This is a genomic window from Bradyrhizobium sp. BEA-2-5, assembly GCF_032918025.1.
Taxonomy (GTDB): domain Bacteria; phylum Pseudomonadota; class Alphaproteobacteria; order Rhizobiales; family Xanthobacteraceae; genus Bradyrhizobium; species Bradyrhizobium pachyrhizi.
The window spans coordinates 728,785-751,066 of the sequence record NZ_CP136629.1 but is presented as its reverse complement, the minus strand read 5'-3'; the positions used below and the strand labels follow the sequence as shown (position 1 = coordinate 751,066).

Sequence of the window (22,282 nt, the reverse complement as noted above, 5' to 3'; positions counted from 1 at the left end):
CGGCAAACTCCCGCCTCTCCCCTTGCGGGAGAGGCAAGGTAGAGCAAGTCTGCGCGCCCCCTTACGTCGGCGACATCGCGCCCTTGATCGTGCCTGCCGGCTGCGACGTGCCGGTCAGGCGCGCCCTCTCCGTGTTCGGCCAGAGCAGCAGCAGGCCGAGCAGGCCGGAGCCGACCATGATCACGGCGTTGATGGTGAAGCCGGTCATGTAGCCGTCGATCGGCGTTGCCGCGTGCTGGATCACATTGCCCATCACCATCGGCGCCAGGATACCCGAGATCGTGTAGAGCGCGCCGTAGATCGCGATGATCGCGCCGCGCTGCGACACCGGCGTGAACTCGCCGAGCATCGGCGGGCATACCACATAGATTGAGCCGCACAGGCCGGAGCCGATCACCAGCAGCGCGATCATGATCCCGCCGGGCGGCGCATAGGGCAGCATCGCAAGGATGGCGCCGCCGACGATCAGCGGCACCGAGCCGAGCACGCCGCGCGCGCCGCGGGTGGTGAAGCCGCGCGTCAGCATCAGCTGCGATATCCAGCCGGTCAGCATGACGATGGTGGCGCCGAACACCCAGGGCAGGATCGAAATCCAGCCGGCCTGGCTCTGTGAGAAGCCGAGCCCCTTGACGATGAACGGCGTGAACCAGGTCAGGCCGAGCGACAGCGCCCAATAGGCGCCGAAGGTTGCGGCGACGCAGCCGATGAAGGTGCGCGAGGTGAGAAGCTTCCTATACGGAATCCGCGGCTCGTCTGCCGTCACTGCAGACGTCGACTCCAGCGGCCCTTCCTTGCCGAGCGCGAGCCAGGCCGCAACCCAGATCAGGCCGACGACGCCCAGCGCGCCGAAGGCATAGTGCCAGGAATGGTTGACGATGATCCAGTTCAACGCCGGCACCGCGAGGATGACGCCGAAGGCCGAACCCTGCGACAGGATCGCGGTCGGCAGTGTGCGCTTCTCGTCGGGGAACCATTTGTAGATGGCGTGCGCGGCGACCGAGAAGGCCGGGCCTTCGCCGGCGCCCAGCACGATGCGGCAGATCAGGAGCGTGGTGAAGGAGACGGTGCCGACCATCGGAAATTGCGCCAGCGCCCAGATCACGGCCAGAGCAAGCAGCACCCAGCGCGTCGGCACCTTGTTGACGATGAAGCCGACCACGATGGCGGAGATCGAGAACAGGAAGAAGAACGAGGAGCCGAGCAGGCCGAACTGCTCGGCGCTGAGCTTCATGTCGGTCATGATCGGCACGCCGGCGAGACCGACGACGATCTTGTCCGCGAAGTTCACCACCATGAAGAGAAATAGAAGGAAGGTGATTTGCCAGGCGCCCTTCGGCGTCCCCTTTGACAGCCCCTTTGACAGCCCCTCTGACGTCCTCTTGGACGTCGCTTGCGTCGTCATGTCCGGCTCCCCGTCGTTTCGTTCTTGGCTTCGTAAATCGGCCCCGTCCGGCGATGCTAGCCACGCCTCGCCGTGCAACGCAACACCGCATTTCCTCGGGGTTGTGCGCCCCGGAGCGCTTCTAACGTCCCGATCACGATCGCGTCGGTCGCGCCAGTGGAGCGGTGAACTGTCATGTCCCGACTGCTATGTTCAGGGCCAACGAAAAGCCCGGGGTTATTTCATGAACAGATTGATCCTACGTGCCACCGCCTGCGCTGCACTTGTATTTGCCGCGCTGCTTGCCGCGCCTCAAGTTCGCGCGGAAGACGCCCCCAATCCCGACTACGCCGCGATCGTCGCCGCACCCGATCGCAGCGATGCGGATCGTCAGGTCGACCAGCGCCGGCAGCCGGCCAAGATGCTCGCCTTTGCCGGCGTCAAGCCGGGTATGACGATCCTCGACATGGCGGCGAGCGCCGGCTACAGCACCGAACTATTGGCGCGCACCGTAGCTCCGTCGGGCAAGGTCTACGCACAGGATTCCGCGACCGTGCTCGAGCGCTTCGTCAAGGACAAGTTCGACAACCGCGCCAAGGCGCCGGCGATGAAGAACGTCGTCCATGTGGTGCGGGACTATGACGATCCGATCCCGCCCGAGGTCAAGAACCTCGACATGATCACCTTCTTCTTTTTCTATCACGACATCACCTATTTGCCGGTCGACCGCGCCGCGATGAACAAGAAGATGTTCGCCGCGCTCAAGCCGGGCGGCTTCCTCGTGATCGCGGATCACTCGGCCAAGACGGGCGAAGGCACCAGCGTCGCCAAGACGCTGCACCGGATCGAGGAGAGCACCTTGAAGCAGGAGATCGAGGCGGCCGGCTTCAAGCTGGTGGCCGAGGGCGATTTCCTGCATCATGCGGAGGACCCCAAGGACATTCCCGTCTTCAAGGCACCGGTGCCGATCGACGAGTTCGTCCTGAAATACCAGAAGCCGCAATGAGGCACGGCCATCGCTTCATCTGACCAGACCGCCGCGGTGCTTCGCGTCACCGGCCTGACCAAGAGTTACCGCTCTGCCGGCGAAGACATCGCGGTGCTGCGCGGTGTCGACCTTGCCGTTGCGACCGGCGAGAGCGTGGCGCTATCAGGCGAGTCCGGCAGCGGCAAGAGCACATTGCTGCATCTGATCGCAGGGCTCGATGCCGCCGACGGCGAGATCGCCCTCGCCGACACCGTCGTCTCCCACCTCAACGACGCCGGCCGCGCCGAATTGCGCCGCGACCGGCTCGGCCTCGTGTTCCAGCAATTCAATTTGATCCCGAGCCTGACGGTCGCGGACAATCTCGTGTTTCAGTCGCGCATCGCCGGCCGGCATGACGCCGCCTGGCACGACGAACTGGTCGAGCGCCTCGGCCTGAAAAGCCTGCTCAGGCGCTATCCCGAGCAATTGTCCGGAGGCCAGCAGCAGCGCGTCGCGATCGGCCGCGCGCTGGCGCCAAAGCCGCTGTTGCTGCTCGCGGACGAGCCGACCGGCAATCTGGACGAAGCCACCGCCGAAGACGTGCTGGCGCTGACGCGCGACCTCGTCGCGCGCACCGGCTGCGGCTTCCTGATGGTGACGCACAGCCTGCATCTGGCTGCGACCCTCGACCGTCACCTCACCCTGCATGCGGGGCGCATCGCATGAGGCGCGCGCTGTGGATCCTCGCCGTGCTGCTCAGCCATTGGCGGCGCCACAAGATGCAGTTCGCCACGCTGCTGATCGGGCTGATCGCAGCGACCGCGCTGTGGAGCGGCGTGCAGGCGATCAACCAGCAGGCCCGCAATGCCTATGACCGTGCCGCAGCGACGTTCGGCGGCGTGCGCACGGCGATGCTGGTTGCGCCCGGGACGGCGCGACCTTCCCGCAAACATTGTTCGTCGATCTGCGGCGCGCGGGCTGGCCGGTCTCGCCGGTGCTGGAGGGGCGGGTCCAGATCAACGGGCGCTCGGTGCGGCTGCTCGGCATCGAGCCGGTGACGCTGCCGGCCGATGTCGGCAACGCGCCGCGGTCGGACGCGGTAGCCTGCAATCCTTCATCACGCCGCCGGGCGAAATGCTGGTGGCCCCGGAAACGCTGCGCGATCTCGGCAAGGAAGGCGAGCGGCCAGAGGCCAACGGCACGAGCTTGCCGCCGCTGCGCGTACAGGCCGAGCTCGCGCCCGGCGCACTGATCGTCGATATCGGCATCGCGCAGGACATCCTCAAAATGCCCGGCCAGGTCTCGCGCCTGCTGGTCGGCAAGGCCAAGGCGCCGCACGCAGCGCTGGAAAGCGTGGCGGGTGACAAGCTCCGCCTGGTCGAGCCGAGCGCGGAGAGCGATCTCGAACGGCTCACCGACAGTTTCCATCTCAATCTCACCGCGTTCGGCCTGTTGTCGTTCTTCGTCGGCCTGTTCATCGTCAACTCGGCCGTCGGCCTCGCCTTCGAGCAGCGGCTGCCGATGCTGCGGACATTGCGCGCCTGCGGCGCGTCGGCGCGGCTGGTCAACACGGTGCTGGTGATCGAGCTGGTGGCACTGGCGCTGATCGCCGGCCTGATCGGGCTCGCTTGCGGCTATTTCATCGCGGCTGCCCTGCTGCCCGACGTCGCCGCATCGCTGCGCGGGCTCTATGGCGCGCAGATTCCGGGGCAGCTTTCGCTCAAACCCGTCTGGTGGTTCGCCGGTGTTGCCATCAGCATCCTGGGCGCGCTCGCCGCGGCGGCGGCGAGCCTTGCCAAGGCGATCCGGATGCCGGTGCTGGCGACGGCGCAGCCGCAGGCCTGGCAGCAGGCGCAGCGGCGCTGGCTGCTGCTCCAGAGCGCGGCGGCACTCGCGGTGTTCGCGGTCGCCGCGGGCCTGATCTGGTTCGGCGATTCGCTGATCGCAGGCTTTGGCGTGCTCGCGGCCCTGATGCTCGGCGCGGCGCTGATCCTGCCGATGGTCCTGCAAGTCGCGCTTGCCTTCGGCCAGCGCAGCGCGCGGGCGCCGGTCGGCATCTGGTTCTGGGCCGACAGCCGCCAGCAATTGTCGGGACTGTCGCTGGCGCTGATGGCGCTGCTGCTTGCGCTCGCGGTCAATGTCGGCGTCGGCACCATGGTGGAAAGTTTCAACCGCACCTTCCTGGTCTGGCTCGACGGAAGGCTCGCCGCCGACGTTTATGTCAGCGCCGCCAGCGATCAGCAGGCAAAGGAGATCAAGGCCTGGCTGCGCGATCAGCCCGAGGTTCAGGCCATCCTGCCCGGCGGCCGCGCCGACACCCAGCTCGGCGGCGCGCCGATCGAGGTGCTCGGCCTGCCCGACCACGCCACCTATCGCGACAACTGGCCGTTGCTCGAAAACGTCGCGAATGCGTGGGTTCGGCTGCGGCCCGGCGACACCTGCCTCGTCAGCGAGCAGCTGTCGCGGCGGATGAAGCTGGCGATCGGCGATCATATCGAGGTGCCCGCCCCGGGCGGCACCTGGGAGCTCGACATCGTCGGCATCTATGCCGATTACGGCAATCCCAGGGGCCAGATCGCGGTCAACTTCGCCGCGCTGACCCGGCGCTTCCCGCAGACACCAATGACGCGGATGGGCCTCCGCGTGGCACCGGACAAGATCGCACCGCTGATCACCGCGCTACAGGAGAAATTCGGTCTCGATGATCGCAACATCGCCGACCAGGCGAGGATGAAAACGGAATCGAAGCGGGTCTTCAACCGCACCTTCGCCGTGACCTCGGCGCTGAACGCCTTCACGCTCGGCGTCGCCGGCATCGCGCTGCTGACCAGCCTGCTGACGCTGGCGAACTCCCGCCTGCCCCAGCTCGCCCCGCTCTGGGCGATCGGCCTGACCCGGCGGCGGCTCGCCGCGCTCGAACTGCTGAAGACCATGGCGGTCGCGCTGATCACCGCGTTGTTCGCGCTGCCGCTCGGCCTCCTGGTGGCGTGGTGCCTGATTGCGATCGTCAATGTGAAGGCATTCGGCTGGCGGCTGCCGTTCCACGTGTTTCCGCTGCAATTGGTCGAGCTGGTCGTGGTGGCGCTGGCCGCCGCATTCTGTGCCGCCGCGCTTCCGGTCGCGAGGCTGGCGCGCATGCAGCCGGCCAGCCTGATCAGGATCTTTGTCAATGAGCGCTAGCGGCACCATCACGCGTCGCGCCTTTGCCGGCGGTGCGCTGGGGCTCGCGCTCGGCGGCAAGACGTTCGCGCAGGGCTTCGCCGGACTTGGCGAGACCGCGGAAGGATTTGCCGCCGTCACGCCGGGCAAGCCGTTCACGTTCCCCGCGGACCACGGCCCGCATCCGGAATTCCGGATCGAATGGTGGTACGTGACCGCCAACCTGTCCGACACGAGTGGCGCGGCCTATGGCGCGCAATGGACGCTGTTCCGCCAGGCGATGAAAGCAGGCGGACCGGCCGAGGGCTGGGCCAATCAGCAGCTCTGGATGGGCCACGCCGCCGTGACCAGCGCCGGCACGCACCGCTTCAGCGAGACCTTTGCGCGCGGCGGCGTCGGGCAGGCCGCCGTCGAAGCCACGCCGCTCCGCGCCTGGATCGACGCCTGGGAGCTGCGCGGGCGCGATGCGTTCGATGCACAGCACGTCGCGCCGCTCGAGCTCAAGGCCTCCGCCGCCGACTTCAGCACCGCGCTGCGGCTCGAGGCCGACCGCGCGCTGGTGCTGCAGGGCGACCACGGCTACAGCCGCAAGTCGGATCGCGGACAGGCCTCCTATTACTACAGCCAGCCGTTCTACAAGGCGTCCGGCCGCATCGTGATCGACGACAGGCCGGTCGACGTCACGGGCGTGGCGTGGATGGATCGCGAATGGAGCAGCCAGCCATTGGCGGCCGACCAGACCGGCTGGGACTGGTTCTCGCTGCATCTTCCCGGCGAGGAGAAGCTGATGCTGTACCGGTTGCGCCAGAAGGACGGCCGCGAGAACCTGTTCGGCAACTGGATCACGCCGGACGGCCGCTCGGCCGAGATCGCCGCCAGCGGCAACAGCATCGCGCCCGTGACGACCACCGAGATCGACGGCCGCAAGCTGCCGACGTCATGGCGCGTCAGCCTGCCCGCACGTGGCCTTGCCATCGAGACCACGCCGCTCAATCCGAAGGCCTGGATGGGAACCAGCTTCCCCTATTGGGAAGGCCCGATCCGCTTTGCAGGCAGCCACGCCGGAATCGGCTATCTTGAGATGACGGGGTATTAGGACGTGACGGAATTGGTCCGAATGGGGCCGCGGCATAACGGTGCTCCCCGGCCCCATTCTTACGCGGAGAGGGTTGGGGTGAGGGGCCGTCTCCGCGTACCTGGTGACAGCTGGTCTCGCCGAGGTCCCCCCCTCACCCGGAGCGCATCTGACGATGCGTTCCGACCTCTCCCCGCGCGCCGGGAGAGGTAGAGCGAGGCCGCATGTCACACCGGGCTTCGCTGTCCCGTCATGACATCGGGGCCAATGGAAAGAGGAAATGCCTGACATGTACCACTACACCGCCATCGTCACCTGCCTTGCGGTCGCGCTGCACTTCTTCTTCGCGCTGCAGGTCGCCCGCGCCCGCGCGGTCTACGGTGTCAAGGTGCCGGCGATGTCGGGCCATCCGGATTTTGAGCGCGCGTTCCGCATCCAGATGAACACGCTGGAATGGATGCCGATCTTCCTGCCGGCGCTTTGGCTGTTCGCGATCTATGTCGGCGATGCCGCGGCGGCGGCGGTCGGCGCAATCTGGGTGATCGGCCGCATCGTCTATTTCATCGGCTATCGCGAAGCGGTGGCGAAACGCAGCCCCGGTTTCGCCATCCAGGCGCTGGCCTGCGTCATCCTCTGGGTCGGCGCGATCGGCGGCGCGGTGTGGCGGCTGGTCCACGCGTAACGCCTCCACATATTCCGCCGTCGTCCCGGCGAAGGCCGGGACCCATTACCACAGGCAGGTGTTTTGCGAAGGCTGGAGCTCCAGCTGCGCGCAACAACCGACATCGGGGTTATGGGTCCCGGCCTTCGCCGGGACGACACCGATGTTTGTTCTGTTTCGCCAGCCACGCGTCACTTCGTCAGCGGACAACCGCTTTCCTTGGCGGTGAAGAAGGCCTTGTCGCCGGGGACGGTGGCGAGCAGCTTGTAATAGTCCCACGGCTTCTTCGATTCCGAGGGCTTCTTGACCTCGAACAGATACATGTCGTGGACCATGCGGCCGTTCTCGAGCACCTTGCCGCCTTGCGCGAAGTCGTCGTCGACCGGCAGCTCCTTCAGCTTCTTGGCGACGGCATCCGGATCCTTGGTGCCGGCGGCCTTGACCGCCTTGAGATAGCTCAGCGTCGCCGAATAGGTGCCGGCATGGATCATGCTCGGCATCCGGCCGGTGCGCTTGAGGAAGCGTTCGCCGAAGGCGCGCGAGGCGTCGTCGTGGTCCCAGTAGAAGCCCTCGGTGAGCACGAGACCCTGCGCCGCCTCGAGCCCGAGACCGTGCACCTCCGACAGCGTCATCAAGAGGCCCGCGAGCTTCTGGCCGCCGGAGACGATGCCGAACTCGGACGCCTGCTTGATCGAGTTGGTGGTGTCGAGGCCGGCATTGGCGAGGCCCACGATCTTCGCCTTCGAGCTCTGCGCCTGGAGCAGGAAGGAGGAGAAGTCCGAGGAATTGAGCGGCACGCGCACTGAGCCGAGCACCTTGCCCTTCTTCGACACGACGATCTCGCTGGTGTCCTTCTCCAGCGCATAGCCGAAGGCGTAATCCGCGGTGAGGAAGAACCAGGTGTCGCCGCCGGCCTTCGTCAACGCACCGCCGGTGCCGACGCCGAGCGCGCGGGTGTCGTAGGCCCAATGGAAGCCGTAGGGCTGGCAGGCATCGCCGGTGAGACGCGAGGTCGCGGCGCCGACGACGATGTCGATCTTCTTCTTTTCCTTGGAGAGCTCGTGGATCGCGAGCGCGACCGAGGAGGTCGTCAGCTCCGTGATCATGTCGACGTTCTCGACGTCGTACCAGCGCCGCGCGATCGAGGCGGCAAGGTCCGGCTTGTTCTGATGGTCCGCGGTGACGAGCTCGATCTTCTGGCCGAGCACCTCGCCGCCGAAATCCTCGATCGCCATCCTGGCCGCTTCGACCGACCATTTGCCGCCGTAATCGGCATAGACGCCGGACTGGTCGTTGAGGATGCCGATCTTGACGCCTTGGGCCATCGCCGGCGCCGCAAGCATCAGGCTGCAGGCCGCGACCGCGGCCAAAAATCCGGACTTCATTTTATGCTCTCCCAGCAGTTTCTATCAGGAAAATCGGCGCGACATTATTTTATAACCCCACGTCTGCCCATCTCTTTCCGCTCAGCCAAAAGTATTGCCTCTGTCGACGCGCGCTTGCAGCCCTTCCGTCCTCCTGAGGCGCGAGCCTTGCGGCGCAACTGCGCCGCAAGGCGAGCCTCTAAGGATGCACGCCGGCTCGTGGCCGTGCACCCTTCGAGACGCCTGCTTCGCAGGCTCCTCAGGGTGACGGGCACAAGTTCGGGCCGCTCAACCCGCCACGGTTGCCTTGGGCTCCGCCGGCTTGCCCTCGTTCTTTCCTTCCGCGAGGTTCCGCACCACCACGTAGAAGATCGGCGTGAACAGAAGCCCGAACAGAGTGACGCCGATCATGCCGAAGAACACGGCAACGCCCACGGCCTGCCGCATCTCCGAACCCGAACCGGTCGACACCACCAGCGGCAGCACCCCGAGGATGAAGGCGAACGACGTCATCAGGATCGGCCGCAGGCGCAGGCGGCAGGCCTCGATCACGGCCTCCAGCCGCGACCTCCCCTCGAGCTCGATGTCGCGCGCGAACTCGACGATCAGGATCGCGTTCTTCGCCGCCAGTCCCACCAGCACGACGAAACCGATCTGCGTGAGGATGTTGACGTCCTGGCCCATGATGCGCACGCCGATGGTGGCGGCGAGCAGGCACATCGGCACGATCAGGATCACCGCGAAGGGCAAGGTCCAGCTGCCATATTGCGCTGCGAGCACGAGATAGACGAACAGCACGCAGATCGGGAACACGTAGAGGCCGGCGTTGCCGCCAGTGATCTGCTGGTAGGACAGGTCCGTCCATTCGAAGGTGAAGCCGCTCGGCAAGGTATCGTTCGCGAGCTGCTTGATGGTGTTCAGCGCGGTGGTCGAGCTTACGCCCGGCGCCGGCTCACCCTGGAGCTCGGACGCCGAGTAGAGATTGTAGCGCGCGACGCGGTCGGGCCCCGAGACGTCCTTGAAATCCACGACGCTGCCGAGCATCACCATGTCGCCGGCCGCGTTGCGGGTACGCAGCCGCGCGAGATCGGGGCTGTCTTTCCGGAACGGGAAATCGGCCTGCGCGGTGACGTGGTAGGTGCGGCCGAACAGGTTGAAGTCGTTGACATAGGTCGATCCGAAATAGGTCTGGATCGTATCGTTGATGTTGGAGATGGGCACGCCCAGCTTCTGCGCCTTGGTGCGGTCGATGTCGACGAAGAGCTGCGGCGTGTTGGCACTGAACGGCGAGAACACCGTCGTGAGAGACGGCGATTTGCGCGCGGCTGTCACCAGTTCATCGGTCGCGGAAGCCAGCAGTTCGGGTCCACGACCCTGGCGGTCCTGGATGCGGATGGTGAAGCCGCCGCCGGTGCCGATGCCGGGCACGGCCGGCGGCGGAATGACGATGATGAAGGCGCCCTGGATCGCGGCCAGGCGCTTGCGCAGCTCGACCGTGATGGCGTTCGCAGACAATCCCTTCTTCATCCGCGCCTCAGGCTCGTCGAACACCGGAAACAGCGCGGCCGCGTTGCCGGCCTGGGTGCGCGTAGCGCCGGAGAAGCCGGCGAAAGCGGCAACGCGGATGATGCCCGGCGTATCCAGCGAGATCCGCTCGATCTCGCGCACGACCTCGGTGGTACGCGCCAGCGAGGCCGCGCCGGGCAATTGCACTGAAATGATGACGTAGCCGCGGTCCTGCGCGGGAATGAAGCCCTGCGGCGTGGTCACGATCAGCCAGCCGGCACTGCCGATCAGTACGAGGTAGAGCGCAAGCATCACCACCGTATGCCGGATCACGAAGTCGGCCACCGATGCATAGCCGTGCGCCAGCCGGTCGAACACCCGGTTGAACAGCGCAGTGAAGCTGTCCCAGCCGCGCGCGATGATGTTCCAGCGCGCCGGCGGGCGTTTCTCCTCATGCGGTACCAGGATCTGCGAGGCCAGCGCCGGCGACAAGGTCAGCGAGCAGAAGCAGGAGATCGCGGTTGCGACCGCGATCGTCACCGCAAACTGCTGAAAGAACTGCCCGGAAATGCCGCCGAGGAACGCGGTCGGGACAAACACCGCACACAGCACCAGGGCAATCGAAACCAGCGCTCCGCCAACCTCCTCCATGGTCTTGAGCGCCGCCTCGCGCCGGCTCATGCCGTGCTGGAGATGTCGCTCGACGTTCTCGACCACCACGATGGCGTCGTCGACCACGATGCCGACCGCGAGCACGAGGCCGAACAGCGTCAGATTGTTGATTGAGAATCCGAGCGCCGCCATCACCGCGAAGGTACCTACCAGCGACACGGGGATCGCGATGATCGGGATCATCGCAGGCCGCCAGCCTTGCAGGAATACCAGCACCACAATGACGACGAGCGCCATCGCCTCGTAGACCGTCTTGATCAGCTCGTGGACCGACTGGGCGATGAATTCGGTGGGGTTGTAACCGATATTGTAATCGAGCCCCTTCGGAAAACTCGCCTTCATCCGCTCCATCGTGTCGGAGATGCTCTTGGCGGTGGCGAGCGCGTTCGATCCGGGCCGTTGCGTCACCAGCAGCGCGACGGCGGATTTGCGCAGCAGGAAGCTGCTGGTGGCGTAGGACAGCGCACCGAGTTCGACGCGGGCGACGTCGCGCAGACGTACGGTACGGCCGTCGGAACCGGCTTTCACCACAATGTCCTCGAACTGCCTGATATCTTTGAGGCGTCCTGTGAAGGTGAGGTTTGGCTGGAATGCGCGATCGGCGATCGGCGGCTCCGCGATCTGTCCGCCGGTGATCTGCAGGTTCTGCGCGCGGATCGCCGCCAGTACTTCGGTCGAGGTCAGGCCGAGATTGGCGATCCGGTCGGGATCGAGCCACAGCCGCATCGAATAGTCGCGCGCACCGAAAATCTGGATGTCGCCGACGCCGTCGAGGCGCAGCAGCTGGTCGCGGACCTGGAGCAGCGCGTAATTGGAGATGTAGAGCTGGTCGAACGTGTCGTCCGGCGACAGCATGAACACGACCATCAGGATGTCGGGCGAGTTCTTGCGCGTGGTGACGCCGTTGCGCTGCACCTCCTCCGGCAGGCGCGGCTGCGCGATGGCGACGCGGTTCTGCACCAGCACCTGGGCCTTGTCGAGATCGGTGCCGAGCTTGAAGGTGACGGTGATGGTGAGCTGGCCGTTCGAGGTCGCCTGGCTGTAGAGATACAGCATGTCCTCGACGCCGTTGATCTCCTGCTCGATCGGAGCTGCCACCGTGTCGGATACGGTCTGCGCGGAGGCGCCGGGATATTGCGTGGTGACGACCACGGTCGGCGGCACCACTTGCGGATATTCGGAGACCGGCAGCGTGGTGTAAGCGAGCGCGCCGACGATCAAGAGCACGATCGACAGCACCATCGCCAAGATGGGCTGGTTGATGGAGAGGCGGCCGAGATTCATGGTTTGGCACCTGCGGCGGGCTTGTCAGCGGCCGCCGGCCTGTCGCCTGCGGCCGGCTTGGAATCCGCCGGCGCCTGCGCCATTTTCGGTGCCACCTTGGCGCCGACGCGGGCGCGCTGCAGGCCGTCGACGATGACGTGATCCTCCGGCTTGAGGCCTTCGCGGATCACGCGCAGGCCCTCGTCGAGCGGTCCGAGCGTGACTGCTCTTGCTTCCACCGTGTTGTCGTCCTTGACCACGAACACGATCTTGCGCGATTGGTCGGTGGTTATAGCGTCGTCCGGGATCAGCAGCGCCTCATAGGGCGAGGAGCCGATGAGGCGGACGCGGCCGAACTGGCCGGGCAGGATCGACAGATCCTTGTTCTTGACGACCGCGCGGCTGCGCAGCGTTCCGGTGGAGACGTCGAGGCGATTGTCGAGGAAGTCCATCTTCCCCTCATGCGAGGGCTTTGTCTCGCCGGTCAGCGTCACCTGCACCGGGTTTGACGTATCGCGCGAGCTCGGCCGCTTGCCTTCGAACCACAGCTTGCTGTTACGCTGATAGGTCGCCTCGTCCACGTCGAAATAGATGTAGATCGGATCGATCGACACGATCGAGGTCAGCAGCGTCGCGCCGCTCTCGCTGCCCTGCACCAGATTGCCTGGGGTCACCAGATGGCGGCTGACGCGGCCGGTGATCGGGGCCAGTACGTGGGTAAATTCGACGTTGAGCTGCGCGGCCTTCAGCGTACCTTCGGCCTGCATCTCGGCGGCGTGCGCGGCCTGCAAGGCCTGGCGGCGCTGATCGACGACCTGCTCGGAGACGGCGCTGGTCTGCACGAGGTTCAGCCCACGCTCGAGTTCGCGCTTGGCAAGCTCCGCCTTGGCGCGCGCATCTGCAAGCTGCCCCTCCGCCTGCAGCGCCACCGCCTCGAACGGGCGCGGGTCGATCATGTAGAGCAGATCGCCCTGGCGTGGACGATCGCACCATCCTTGAACTCGACCGAGTTGACGAAGCCGCCGACGCGCGGCCGCACCTGCACCTCCTCCACCGCCTCGAAGCGGCCGGTGAACTCGTCCCAATCGGTGACGGTGCGCTTGACCGGTTGGGCGACCGTCACCGGCGCCGGCGGAGGCGCGGCCTGCGATTGCGCGCTCTTGTTGTCGCAGCCGCCGAGCGCCAGCGCCGCCAGCAGCCCGATCGGCGCAAGGCCGAGCCAAGGCCTGAGCGACAGGCCGCGTGAGGCATGGCGGCGAAGCGAATGACGCTCGACGCGGGTCACCGGAGCCACACGCCCCGTTCTGTCAATCGAACTCAATTCCCTCTCCCCCAGGATCAGTGCAGGGCTACGAAAGTCGCAATTGAACTTGCGGTGATTCAACGCGGATGGACCACCGCAATGTCGCGGCAGCGGACGTCACAGATGTAGCCGCTCCCCAGTCTGTTCAAGATGGCCGCCGGATCAAGCGAATAGTTGCGTAATCTGAAAGCCTTACGACGTGATCGCGAAGCCGTGACGACAGGAAGGGACAGATTCGCTGGCCTTTCGGGGTGAGGAGAGATCACAGAAGGTTCGCCGGGAATCAATCACAAGGCGAATCACCGACACATATTCGTCACACAACGCCAATTCCGTCTGCGGCGCATAAACCACCGGGGGTCGCACAAGATTAAAAATGGTCGAGTTTCCACACTCTACCTCCCGCTGCATGGCCGAATCGTGGTTAACGACGCGATGTCACGTGGACGCTCATTGACACTCGGAAGCATCGACAATACGGTCGTGGTTGCCAACCGGTAAATTTTCTTGGCCGCCGCGCTTTTCTCGAACATTCATAGGGCTTTTCTCGCGGCGTGAGTGAGTGGAAGCGATTACGTAATGGCAAGCGCATTTGAACTTGCTGATGTCGGGACTCCGCAACCGTCGCGGTGTCCGCATATTGCGAGCGGACCGGTGCGATCTCGGGTCGCGTATGATCAACCTCAACGTGTGAACTGCTTCACACCTCATCGTCCCCAACAAATGTAGTTAGTTGATCGGCTTTCACGCCGATCGCAGGAGTGCTCATGACGACCATACCTGCCTATACAATCGGTGGTTTAACCCGCCCCGAGCTTCATCTCGATCCGAGCGGCAATATCATTCTGGATCCGGCCGCGCAGGCGTTCGTCAACACGTATGGTCTGCAATATCTTTACCTGGGCTGTCCTCCCGGCACGCCGTGGCCGCCGGTGCCCGGCTTCCTGTCGCCTCCGACCGACGCCAATTCCGGCGCCAACACTGTCGTTGAGGGCGCCGCAGCCAATACATCGGTCGGCATCACCGCGCAATCCACCAGCCTGATCGGTCTTCCGGTCACCTATTCGCTGGTGTCCGATTCCTCGCATGGCGGCTTCAAGGTCGATCCGAATACCGGCGTCGTGTCGATTGCCGATCCCTCCAAAGTCGATTTCGAGAGCTCCGGCGGCAGCTACGTCGTCAATGTGCAGGCCACCGACGGTATCTTCGTCTCGTCGCAGAGCTTCACGATCGCGGTTAGCAATGCGCCGCCCTCGACACCGATCGACGGCAACGCCGCCGCCAACGCCGTCAACGAAGGCGCCTCGGTCAACACCTCGGTCGGCATCACCGCGTCGTCAGCCGACGTCAACGGCCCCGGTGTCACCTTCTCGCTGACATCGGATTCCTCCCATGGCGGCTTCAAGATCGATCCCAACACCGGCATCGTCACCGTCGCCGATTCCAGCAAGATCGACTTCGAGACCGCGCCGGGTCACGCCTACACCATCACGGTCCAGGCCAGTGACGGCCATGGCGGCGTTAGCTCGCAGAGCTTCACGATCAACGTCAACGACGTGGCGGTCAGCACCCCGGTCGACGTCAATGCCGCCGCCAACAGCGTCGTCGAAGGCGCTGCCGTCAACACGCTGGTCGGCATCACCGCCTCCGCGGTCGATCCGAACGGCCCCGCAACCACCTATTCGCTGACCGGCGACACCTCCGGCGGCGGTTTCACCATCAATGCCACGACGGGTGTCGTCACCGTCGCCGATCCGAACAAGCTCGATTACGAAAGCGCGCCGGGCCACGCTTATACCATCACGGTGCAGGCGACGAGCGGCGCGACCACGACGACGCAAACTTTCACGATCGGCGTGACCGACGCCCCGCCGTCGGCTCCCACCGACTCTGACGCCGCGACCAACACGGTGGTCGAAGGCGCCGCCATCGGCACCGCCGTCGGCATCACCGCGCACGCCACCGACATCAATGGCGGCACAGTAACCTATTCGCTGGTCGGCGATGCCCACGGCCTCACCATCAATGCCGCGACCGGTGTCATCACCGTCGCCGATCCCACCAAGATCGATTTCGAAACCGCGCCCGGCCACGCCTACACAATCACCGCGCAGGCCAGCGACGGCACGCAGACCAGCACGCAGACCTTTACCGTCAACGTCACCGACGTTGCGCCGTCGGCCCCGGTCGACAGCAATGCTGCCGCCAATACCGTCGTCGAAGGCGCGGCCGTCGGCACCACGGTCGGCGTCACCGCATCCTCGACCGACATCAACGGCCCGGCGGTGACCTATTCGCTGACCGGCGACACTTCCGGCGGCGGCTTCACCATCAACGCGACAACAGGCGTCATCACCGTCGCCGACCCGAGCAAGCTCGATTACGAAAGCGCGCCCGGCCACGCCTATACCGTCACCGCGCAGGCCAGCGACGGCACCCTTGCGACCTCGCAGACCTTCACCATCGCCGTCACCGAAGCCCCGCCGTCGACCCCGGTCGACAGCGACGCCAGCGCCAATGCGATCGCGGAAGGCGCGGCCAACGGCTCGACCGTCGGTGTCACGGCGTCGTCGATCGACGTCAACGGCCCGCCGGTGACCTATGCGCTGATCGGCGACACCTCCGGCGGCGGCTTCACCATCGACGCGACGACGGGCGTCATCACCGTCGCGGATAGCACCAAGCTCGATTACGAGAGCAGCGGTCCGACCCATTCCTACACGGTGACCGCGCAAGCCAGCGACGGCACAACGGCGAGCTCGCAAACCTTTACGATCGCCGTCACTGACGTCGCGCCGTCGACCCCGGTCGACTCCGACGCCGGCGCCAACACCGTCATTGAAGGCGCCGCTGCAGGTACCACCGTGGGCATCGTCGCGGCAGCGACCGATATCAACGGCCCGGCCGTGACCTATTCGCTGGTCGGCGATGCGCACGGCTTCACCATCAACGCCGCAACCGGCGTCGTCACGGTCGCCGATCCCAGCCAGATCGACTACGAGAGCAGCGGCCCGAGCCACAGCTACACTATCACCGTCGCGGCCAGCGACGGCACCCAGACCAGCACGCAGGACTTCGCGATCGCCGTCACCGACCTTGCGCCAGCGACCCCGGTCGACAGCGATGCCACCGCCAACAGCGTTGTCGAAGCCGCGGCCGCCGGCACTGCGGTCGGCATCACCGCGCACGCGACCGACGTCAACGGCCCGGCCGTGACCTGGTCGCTGATCGGCGACACCTCCGGCGGCGGCTTCACCATCGACCCGACGACCGGCGTCATCACCGTCGCCGACCTTACCAAGATCGATTATGAGAGCAGCGGCCCGACCCATTCCTATACGGTGACCGCGCAGGCCAGCGACGGCGCGCTGGCGAGCTCGCAGAGCTTCACCATCGCCGTCAACGACGCCGCACCGTCGACCCCAGCCGATGCCGACGCCGGCACCAACTCGATCGCCGAAGGCGCGGCCAACGGCTCGACCGTCGGCATCACGGCGGCGGCAACCGACGTCAACGGCCCGGCCGTGACCTGGTCGCTGATCGGCGACACCTCCGGCGGCGGCTTCACCATCAACGCGACGACGGGTGTGATCACCGTCGCGGACAGCTCCAAGATCGATTACGAAAGCCCGGCCGGGCACGCCTACACCGTCACCGCGCAGGCCAGCGACGGTTTGCTCACGAGCTCGCAGACCTTCACCATCGCCGTCACCGACGTCGCGCCATCGACGCCGGTCGATGCCGACGCCGGCGTCAACCGCGTTGCGGTCAACGCACCGGTCGGCGCGGGAACCAGCGTCACGGCATCCTCGACCGACGTTAACGGCCCCGCCGTGACCTATTCGCTGGTCGGCGACACCTCCGGCGGCGGCTTCACCATCGATGCGACCACCGGCAAGATCACGGTCGCCGATCCCAGCAAGATCAACATTGCCGACCCGTCCTATGACGTCACGGTCGATGCGAGCGACGGCACGCTGCACAGCCAGCAGACCTTCACCATCGCCGTCGTGGTTGACCAGGCGCCGGTCGTCACCGCCGGCCACACGCTGAACTACATCGAGAACCAGGCCGCGACCGTGATCGATTCGGCGATCACCGTCACCGACGGCGACGACGCCAATCTGGTGTCCGCGACGGTGCAGATCACCGGCAACTATGCCAGCGGCCAGGATGTCCTCGGCTTTACCAACCAGAACGGCATCACCGGCTCGTTCAATGCCGCAACCGGAACGCTGACGCTGACCGGCTCCTCCAGCGTCGCGAACTACCAGGCCGCGCTGGCGTCGGTGACTTACATCAACACCAGCGACAATCCGTCCGCCCTGGCGCGCACCGTCACCATCACGACCAATGACGGCACGCTCGACAGCTCGCCGGTCACCGACACCATCAACGTCACCCCGGTCAACGACCCGCCCGTCGTCACCGCCGGTCATACCCTCAATTACACCGAGAACCAGGCCGCGACCGCGTTCGACCCGGCGATCACCGTGTCCGACGTCGACAACACTACGCTGACCGGCGCGACCGTGCAGATCACCGGTAACTACGCGAACGGTCAGGACGTGCTCGCCTTCACGTCCCAGAACGGCATCACCGGCTCGTTCAATGCGGGAACCGGCATGCTGACGCTGACAGGCACCGCCAGTGTCGCCGATTATCAGGCGGCGCTCGCCTCGGTGACTTATCAGAACACCAGCGACAATCCGTCGGGCCTGGCACGCACCGTCACGATCATTGCCAACAACGGCACGGCGAACTCAACGCCGGTCACCGGCACCATCAACGTCACGCCGGTCAACGATCCGCCGGTCACGACCGCCGGCGGCACGCTGAACTACACCGAAAACCAGGCCGCGACCGTGATCGATGCGTCGGTCAACGTGACCGACGTCGACAGCGCCAACCTGACCGGCGCGACGGTGCAGATCACCGGCTTCGCCGCCGGCCAGGACGTGCTCGGCTTCGTCAACCAGAACGGCATCACCGGCTCGTACAATTCCGCGACCGGCGTGCTGACGCTGACCGGCAACTCCAGCGTCGCCAACTACAAAACCGCGCTCGATTCCATCACCTATTTCAACTCGAGCGACAATCCGTCCGGCGCGGATCGCACCGTCAGCTTCACGGTCAATGACGGCTCGGCGAATAGCAACACCTCGACCTCGACCATCCATGTCACCCCGGTCAACGATGCGCCGGTCGTGAGCTTCGGTGCCATCACCGGCTTCTCCGAGCCGCCGAACGGCACGCCGGCAGCGAACTCGACGCCGGTCACGATCACGCCGAACCTGACGATCACGGACGCCGAAGGCAACAACCTGACCGATGCGACCTTCGTGCTGAACAATCTGAAGCCGTCGGATGCGCTGTCGATCGCGGGCCACGCCGGCAACAGCGGCGATATCGGCGGCATCCACTTCGAGATCACCAGCACCGCGGGCACCGAAACGATCAGCTTCACCGGCACCGACACGGTTGCGCACTACAATGCGGCGCTGGACCTGATCCAGTTCAACAACACCAGCGAAAACCCCGACACTACCGCGCGGTCCTACAGCCTGACCGTGCACGACGACGGCGGCACCGCCAATGGCGGCAATAACACCGGGACAGGATCGACGACGGGAAGCGTCACCGCGGTGGACGATGGACCCACCGCGTCGGTGCCGGCGGACAATTCGATCGGCACGGCGTTTTCGCACACCAATCTCGCGATTTCAGGGCTTTCGGTCGCCGACATCGATGCCGCGAGCGGCAACGTCACGGCGACGATTGCCTCAAGCCATGCCAACCTGACCTTCAATACCGCCGGGCTCGCCAGCTTCACCAACAACAGCAGCCACACGGTGACGCTGACCGGTACCGTCGCGCAGGTCAACACCGCGCTCGCGACGCTGACCTACAACAGCGACGACGGCTTCACCGGCTCGGACACCGTCACGCTGAACATCAACGACAACGGCAATACCGGCACCGGCGGGCCGCTCACGTCGGGCGCCCAGACCTTCCACGTCGGCGTCGTCCCACAGGTGTTCTACATCGACAACTCGCCCACGGCGCTGGCCAACAGCGCCAATCTCGGCACCGCGGCCGATCCATACACCTCGATCGCCGCCTACAACGCGGCGAATCCGGCGGGCTCGGGCGACTATGTCGTGCTGAGGTCCGGCACCTATACCGAGGCCAACGGCATCAACCTCGCCAATGGCGTCAACCTGGTCGGCGGCAGTCACTCCCTGACGTTCACCAATCCGGTGACGGGCGCCGTGGTGACCGCGAACACCGCGACCGGGACCGATCCGGTCATCAAGGTGACCGGTGCCGACAACGGCATCGACCTGCTCGGCACGTCCGGCCACAGCATCAGCGGCGTCAGCATCGACACCTCGGCCTCGACCGGCATGGGCATCAGCGACGACGGCTTCAATGTCGGCACCGTCACGATGTCCGACATCACGGTCAAGACTGCCAGTGGCACCGGCATGAGCTTCACGCATGGCGGCACCATCACGCTGACCGGCACCAACAACTCCATCACGTCAGGCACCGGCACCGCGCTCGATGTCGAGAATACCCAGATCGGCTCGTCCAACCTCATCCTCAAGAGCATCACCTCGAGCGGCGGGTCAAACAACGGCATCATCCTGTCAAATACCGGCACGGCCGCCGGCAATGGCGGCCTGCACATCACCGGCGACGGCTCGACGGCCGGCAGCGGCGGCACCATCGCCAACAAGACCGGCGCCGACGGCAGCACCACGCAGGGCACCGGCGTCTATCTGAATAACACCAAGGACGTTCAGCTCTCCTACCTGGCGATGCACGACTTCCAGAACTACGGCATCGTCGGCACCAACGTCACCGGCTTTGCGCTCGGCAACACCACGGTGACCGGCACCAACGGCGATAATGTCGGCGGCATCGGCGAAGGCGACGTCTACTTCACCGGCCTGTCCGGCTCGGCGACGGTGACGAACTCCACCTTCACGGGCGCGGCGCTCGATGCGTTCCACGTCTTCAATAACAGTGGTCAGACACTCAACCGCATCACCATCACCGGTTCGACCTTTGCGACCAATTCGGCAGCCGGAAACAGCTCGGGCGATGCGCTGGTGTTCCAGGCCACCGACGGAACATTCAACGCGACCGTTCAGAATTCAACATTCACGTCGGCACGCGGCGACCTGTTCCAGCTCGACCTGCACGGCGGCGTCAGCTCGGACCTCGTGCTGAATGGCAACAGCTTCTCGAACAACAACCAGAACATCGTCTCGGGCGGTGGCGGCATCACCATCAGTTCCGGCGGAACCGGCGACCACGCCAACCTGACCTTCAACATCGCCAACAACACGATGCGCGATGCCCTCGGCACCGCGCTCGGCATCAGCACTGGATCGGGAGCAAGCTCGTTTAACGGAACGATCGATTCCAACACGATCGGCGTCGCGGGCGTCGCCAACAGCGGCTCCGCCCAGGGCAGCGACATCGGCTTCGTCACCATGGGCGGCGCCAATTCCAGCGTGACAATCACCAACAACCATCTGTACCAGTACAACGACGACGGTATCTATCTGCAGACCGGCGACGCCGTGGACGGTGGCAACGCACTGCTGACCGCGATCGTCATGGGCAACACGGCGTCCAATCCGGGCGCGTTCGGCAATCATGGCTTCGAGCTGAACGCTGGCACGGTCGGCACGCCCACACGTGACGCGCAGAGCGTCTCGCTGACGCTGGGCGGCACCGGAGCCCAGGAAAATCAGTTCCTTGGTTCGGGCGCGAATGGCGGCACCGATATTCGGCTGCGCGATCGCTTCGATACCACCGTCGGCCTGCACGCGGGCGACGGCACGTCCTACGGCGGCGGCTCGACCGATACCGCCGCGATTTCAGCCTACGTCCTGGCGCACAACACGGTCACCACGGCGCCGACGATCAGCGTCACGGCGGGCAGCACAAACGGGTTCGGCTCATCGCCGCTGCTCGCCGCGGATGGCGGCGTGCAGGCCGCCGTCGCGACCCCGGGTGAAACCCACCTGACGCAAAGCCAGCTCGACTCGGTCGTCTCGGCGGCCATTACCCAATGGGCGAAGGCTGGCGTGGACGCGGATCAACTGGCGGCGCTGCATGCCGTCACCTTCAGCGTCGCTGATCTCGCCGGCCAGGTCGTCGGCCTGGAAAGCGCCGGCCACATCACGATCGATGCCGACGCCGCGGGCCATGGCTGGTTTGTCGATTCGACACCGTTTGACAATTTTGAGTTCACCCACGCGCTCAATGCTTCCGGCTCCGACCTGCAGACCGATTCGTCGACGGCCGCAGCCGGTCATCTCGATCTATTGACCGCCGTGGTCCATGAACTGGGACACGTGCTCGGCCTCCCCGACCTGACGTCGTCATCCGACGTCAATGACCTGATGTATATCAGTCTGGCCGACGGCGAGCGGCGGCTCCCAACCGCCGCGGATGTCACGCAGGCCAACGTGGGATCGGCGAAGGCGATGCCGATGCAGAGCAACACATCCTCGACTCTGAACCGCGACGGCTTCGACTTCTCGTCGTTCACCCAGACGCCGTCGCAGGCCAGCACGAGCCACGCGGACCTGGCCGCGAACACCCAGACCTGGTCCGATCTGTTCAGCGGGCATGCCAATGCCGGCACCCCATGGTGGGTCGGCCATGAGGCGACGTTCGCCGCCATGGGCGGCACGCCGACCGACAACCACGCCCAGTTGCACCATGACCTGATCGTCTGACCGGGCATCGTATCGACTACACAACGCCTGCCGAACCGTTGCGGCTGGCGTTGCCCCAGATAGATGAGATCCACGCTTCCGTCGACCCGGCAAACTTCAATCGCCTCATGATGTCCGCTTGGACATGTCCGATTCGTGACAACGGTCCCGTCAGCGGCGATACCGTCTC

At 65.4% G+C, this 22,282-nt stretch carries 8 protein-coding genes and 2 pseudogenes; 6 read left to right on the top strand and 4 right to left on the bottom strand.

Features of this window, described 5'->3' with window-relative positions:
• Positions 1–61 precede the first annotated feature (61 nt).
• Positions 62–1,402 carry an MFS transporter gene (locus RX327_RS03370; protein WP_317249471.1) on the bottom strand — a complete coding sequence of 447 codons (1,341 nt, stop codon included), beginning with the start codon at positions 1,400–1,402 and terminating at the stop codon, positions 62–64.
• Between the two features lie 223 nt (positions 1,403–1,625).
• Between RX327_RS03370 and RX327_RS03365 the strand changes: the two genes are divergently transcribed.
• The 5 genes and pseudogenes from RX327_RS03365 to RX327_RS03345 all read left to right on the top strand — a co-directional run bounded on the left by RX327_RS03365 (position 1,626) and on the right by RX327_RS03345 (position 7,264).
• Entirely contained in the window at positions 1,626–2,387 is a 762-nt protein-coding gene (locus RX327_RS03365; protein ID WP_050385073.1) for a class I SAM-dependent methyltransferase, read from the top strand.
• A 36-nt stretch (positions 2,388–2,423) separates the two neighbouring features.
• The gene (locus tag RX327_RS03360; RefSeq protein WP_317249470.1) at positions 2,424–3,074 is read left to right on the top strand and encodes an ABC transporter ATP-binding protein; all 651 of its coding nucleotides are present in this window, start codon (positions 2,424–2,426) and stop codon (positions 3,072–3,074) included.
• A pseudogene (locus tag RX327_RS03355) lies at positions 3,071–5,528 on the top strand (FtsX-like permease family protein). Before RX327_RS03360 ends, RX327_RS03355 begins: the two are co-directional and overlap by 4 nt.
• Positions 5,518–6,603, top strand: coding sequence for a lipocalin-like domain-containing protein (locus tag RX327_RS03350; RefSeq protein ID WP_050385075.1), 1,086 nt, complete (start codon positions 5,518–5,520; stop codon positions 6,601–6,603). Before RX327_RS03355 ends, RX327_RS03350 begins: the two are co-directional and overlap by 11 nt.
• A 268-nt stretch (positions 6,604–6,871) precedes the next feature.
• Positions 6,872–7,264, top strand: a complete 393-nt coding sequence (locus tag RX327_RS03345) for an MAPEG family protein (RefSeq protein ID WP_317251447.1) — start codon at positions 6,872–6,874, stop codon at positions 7,262–7,264.
• Positions 7,265–7,434: 170 nt separating this feature from the next.
• Here RX327_RS03345 and RX327_RS03340 read toward each other — a convergent pair whose 3' ends face one another.
• The 3 genes and pseudogenes from RX327_RS03340 to RX327_RS03330 all read right to left on the bottom strand — a co-directional run bounded on the left by RX327_RS03340 (position 7,435) and on the right by RX327_RS03330 (position 13,285).
• The gene (locus RX327_RS03340) at positions 7,435–8,628 is read right to left on the bottom strand and encodes an ABC transporter substrate-binding protein (protein ID WP_317249469.1); all 1,194 of its coding nucleotides are present in this window, start codon (positions 8,626–8,628) and stop codon (positions 7,435–7,437) included.
• A gap of 267 nt (positions 8,629–8,895) precedes the next feature.
• A complete protein-coding gene (locus RX327_RS03335) occupies positions 8,896–12,069 on the bottom strand; it encodes a multidrug efflux RND transporter permease subunit (protein WP_317249468.1) in 3,174 nt (1,057 codons plus the stop codon).
• Positions 12,066–13,285: pseudogene (locus RX327_RS03330) on the bottom strand (efflux RND transporter periplasmic adaptor subunit). The gene RX327_RS03335 and the pseudogene RX327_RS03330 overlap by 4 nt, the downstream one beginning before the upstream one ends.
• A gap of 833 nt (positions 13,286–14,118) precedes the next feature.
• On the opposite strand from RX327_RS03330, the gene RX327_RS03325 reads away from it, so the two are divergent.
• Entirely contained in the window at positions 14,119–22,113 is a 7,995-nt protein-coding gene (locus RX327_RS03325) for a cadherin domain-containing protein (protein ID WP_317249467.1), read from the top strand.
• The last annotated feature ends 169 nt before the right edge of the window (positions 22,114–22,282 follow it).

Coding starts and splice junctions, on each gene's coding strand:
- RX327_RS03370 (WP_317249471.1), bottom strand. CDS start 1,402: ATGACGACGCAAGCGACGTCCAAGAGGACGTCAGAGGGGCTGTCAAAG.
- RX327_RS03365 (WP_050385073.1), top strand. CDS start 1,626: ATGAACAGATTGATCCTACGTGCCACCGCCTGCGCTGCACTTGTATTT.
- RX327_RS03350 (WP_050385075.1), top strand. CDS start 5,518: ATGAGCGCTAGCGGCACCATCACGCGTCGCGCCTTTGCCGGCGGTGCG.
- RX327_RS03345 (WP_317251447.1), top strand. CDS start 6,872: ATGTACCACTACACCGCCATCGTCACCTGCCTTGCGGTCGCGCTGCAC.
- RX327_RS03340 (WP_317249469.1), bottom strand. CDS start 8,628: ATGAAGTCCGGATTTTTGGCCGCGGTCGCGGCCTGCAGCCTGATGCTT.
- RX327_RS03335 (WP_317249468.1), bottom strand. CDS start 12,069: ATGAATCTCGGCCGCCTCTCCATCAACCAGCCCATCTTGGCGATGGTG.
- RX327_RS03325 (WP_317249467.1), top strand. CDS start 14,119: ATGACGACCATACCTGCCTATACAATCGGTGGTTTAACCCGCCCCGAG.